Origin of the sequence: Cryobacterium luteum, assembly GCF_900110125.1 — a bacterium.
Classification (GTDB): Bacteria; Actinomycetota; Actinomycetes; order Actinomycetales; family Microbacteriaceae; genus Cryobacterium; species Cryobacterium luteum.
Genome location: NZ_FOCN01000058.1, coordinates 1 through 2,599, shown reverse-complemented (window position 1 = coordinate 2,599; position 2,599 = coordinate 1). Strand labels below are relative to the sequence as shown.

Annotated in this window: 3 protein-coding genes; 2 read left to right on the top strand and 1 reads right to left on the bottom strand. The window is 60.8% G+C overall.

Annotated elements, in window-relative coordinates; translation table 11 throughout:
• Positions 1–93: 93 nt before the first annotated feature.
• On the bottom strand, positions 94–528 hold the full coding sequence (locus tag BMW72_RS18165; RefSeq protein ID WP_092113149.1) for a hypothetical protein: 435 nt from the start codon (positions 526–528) through the stop codon (positions 94–96).
• 392 nt (positions 529–920) lie between these two features.
• Between BMW72_RS18165 and BMW72_RS18160 the strand changes: the two genes are divergently transcribed.
• Both BMW72_RS18160 and BMW72_RS18155 read left to right on the top strand, forming a co-directional pair.
• The gene (locus tag BMW72_RS18160) at positions 921–1,988 is read left to right on the top strand and encodes a matrixin family metalloprotease (RefSeq protein WP_092113146.1); all 1,068 of its coding nucleotides are present in this window, start codon (positions 921–923) and stop codon (positions 1,986–1,988) included.
• A 61-nt stretch (positions 1,989–2,049) separates the two neighbouring features.
• The gene (locus BMW72_RS18155; RefSeq protein WP_139175937.1) at positions 2,050–2,538 is read left to right on the top strand and encodes a hypothetical protein; all 489 of its coding nucleotides are present in this window, start codon (positions 2,050–2,052) and stop codon (positions 2,536–2,538) included.
• The last annotated feature ends 61 nt before the right edge of the window (positions 2,539–2,599 follow it).

Genomic DNA, 2,599 nt, shown 5'->3' with positions numbered 1-2,599 from the left:
GTTTCCGGGTGGCGGTCGCTCGAGGTATCCCGACCAAGTCGGCCGCGACGTGAGTGGAGATTCCTCGGCTGGCCAGTTCACGGTAGGCGGTCATTACGGCAACGCGCACGGTGTTTCGTCCCGCGAGCTCTTCGAAAGACTTTCGAGTAGCTCGTGCATTTTTGACATGATCTCCAACGCCACCCCCGTCGTTTCCAACCGCTGCTCGGTCTTGCTCAGCTGGCGGCGCAACCGGGCGATTTCAGCTTGCTCCGGCGTCAACCGGCCAATCTTCTCGCCGGGTTTCCTCCCCGCGAGGACACCCGCGTCACGAAGCTTTCGCCACTCCGTGATCTGCGAGGAGTACAGCCCCTCGGTGCGCAGATACGCGCCGCCCTCATGGTCCTTGATGGCGGTGTCGTACGCGGCGAGGTGGGCAAGCTTCTGCGCTGGGGTGAACGACCTTCTCGAGGTCGGACCACCCGCTCGGGGTCCGGGACTACTCATATAACTATCGTCGCGCACGGCGATCAAAGACGGGCTGGACATGGTGATGATTCCTGATTCTCGCCCTACATCACACGGCGGACTTGCTCTGAGGCACTGGCCTCACCCAACGGTGACACGTAGGGATGCGGGTTGACGCCCCGCGGGCGCCACCAGCATCCTCACGAGCGGCAAGCAGCAGGCGCACCGCCCGTTCCTTCAACCCCGGCGGATATTTCTTCATTGCTGGCATGATTCTCAACCTTTCCGGGTGATCAAGAACCTCCATTAAACCCGGGGCGAGACAATCGCCGGAGATGTCCAAGTGTCCGGGACGTTGACGACACGCGACCGACACGTGAACATTTTCCCGCGTGCTTGACGCGGGAGAGATCGGGGTGTCAGGTTTGAGCTACCTGGAAGGTCTAGTCCGTACCGTATGTGAAGGAGCAGTCATGAGAAGTGCAACTCGTCTCGGCCTGGGAGTCGCGGCGGCGTTCTTTGGATTCATCGGGATCAATCTGGCGTTGCCGCTCTCCGCTTCGGCAATTGAACCACCGGCCACTACTCCGTTCATCCTCACCTGCGTCGGCGAGCCAGAGCGGACTCTAACTTCAGCGTCGAGTAGCGATGAGTGGACTTGCGCCTTGTCATCAAATGGCGGACTTCGGGGGTCAGATATCGACCGTCTTGCCTTCGATGACCAGATATTCGAGCTTCCGCCGGATGGGATGGTCGTGACCTCGTCAGCGATCGTAGAAGCGGGCGGCGAACACGTCGAGGAGGTCAGCATTGCTCGCGCTGGTGACGAGGTGGCGATTCGAGTGGGTGAAGAACCTGTGCTCGGTGCACCAGCGGCTGTGGCCATACTCAACGCCAATGTGTCGCACGCCGCACCCACTTCACCTCAGGTTGACCTGCAGGCCTACGCGGACCACTCCGTCAAATGCGCCAGCGTGGGTCAAGTCACCGCCTATGACGGGCGGTGGGAAGGGCGTGAGTACGCATGGAAGCACAACCCGACGGGCGAGCCCAACGCAGGAACGACAACTGCGCTTGTATCCGCGTCAGACTCGATTGCGGGCGGCGAGAGCGCGATGTGTGGGGACTGGCCAAATCGTGCAGAGTTGACGTATACCGGAAGGGTTTACTGGGACGATCCTCAGGTTCTTGCAGGCGGGGGATGCGGCACTTTCTCGAATACGAACACGGTGGGCTGGGGTGCGCTCGATAATTCTTCCACACTCGCGGTCGCGTGCACCTGGCGACAGAGCAGCTTCATCGTCAAGAGTGATATAAAATTTGATACGTCGAATAGGTCTTGGAACACCTCGAACTCCTGTTCAGGCAATAGCTTCGATGTTTCAGGCATCGCAACCCACGAGTTTGGTCATGCGATGGGACTTGGCCACGTGTTCCAGGAGAGCCAGCAGGTCATGAAGCCAGCCTCCAGCCCCTGCGAGCTTGATCAGCGCGCACTAGGTTACGGGGACCAGCGGAACCTCGTGATCGCGTATGGGTGAGCCACAGCAGCGCCTTCGTTGGTCCGGGTGGAATGGGCTTCTTCTCCGTAGAGGAGTTGCTATGACTCTCCTTGGTCTGGCCGCGGGCGCGCTCGTGGCGTGCAGCAACAGCGATAACGGGCAGACGCCATCCGCAGGGGGAGAAAGCTCCTATGAGTGGTTCACGGGCACCACGGCAATGTTCGAGTCCGCGGACCTCGTTGTCGAAGCCGTTGGCCTGCCGATCAAAACAGAGCACATCTTTGCCCTTCCTGCCCATCGCGTGACAGTCTCGCCGGACGGTTCCCAACACGCGGACTCCCTCGACGTCGCAGTGTATGAGGTCGTGGTCTCGGAGGTACGCAAAGGCGGGATCACTGTGCGCGCCAGCGAAAGCATCCTGGTCGTGCCTGCCGTTGACGGTGACACGTCACCGCCGACCAGCCAAGCGGGCCTGCTCGAGACGACTGCCGATGCCACACTGTACCTGACCCTCGCCGATAAGGTGCCCTCCAGTTCCGAGGCAGACGTCTGGAAGACGCTCTCGCCATATCAAGGCATCGCCCCTTAAACTCGGGGCAGAGACACAGGCCGGGGCGTGAAGATCCCACAAGCGTTCTGGAAGATCGCAG

Bases quoted from the DNA above. Each gene is read 5' to 3' on its own strand.
- BMW72_RS18165 (WP_092113149.1), bottom strand. From the start codon at position 528: ATGTCCAGCCCGTCTTTGATCGCCGTGCGCGACGATAGTTATATGAGT.
- BMW72_RS18160 (WP_092113146.1), top strand. From the start codon at position 921: ATGAGAAGTGCAACTCGTCTCGGCCTGGGAGTCGCGGCGGCGTTCTTT.
- BMW72_RS18155 (WP_139175937.1), top strand. From the start codon at position 2,050: ATGACTCTCCTTGGTCTGGCCGCGGGCGCGCTCGTGGCGTGCAGCAAC.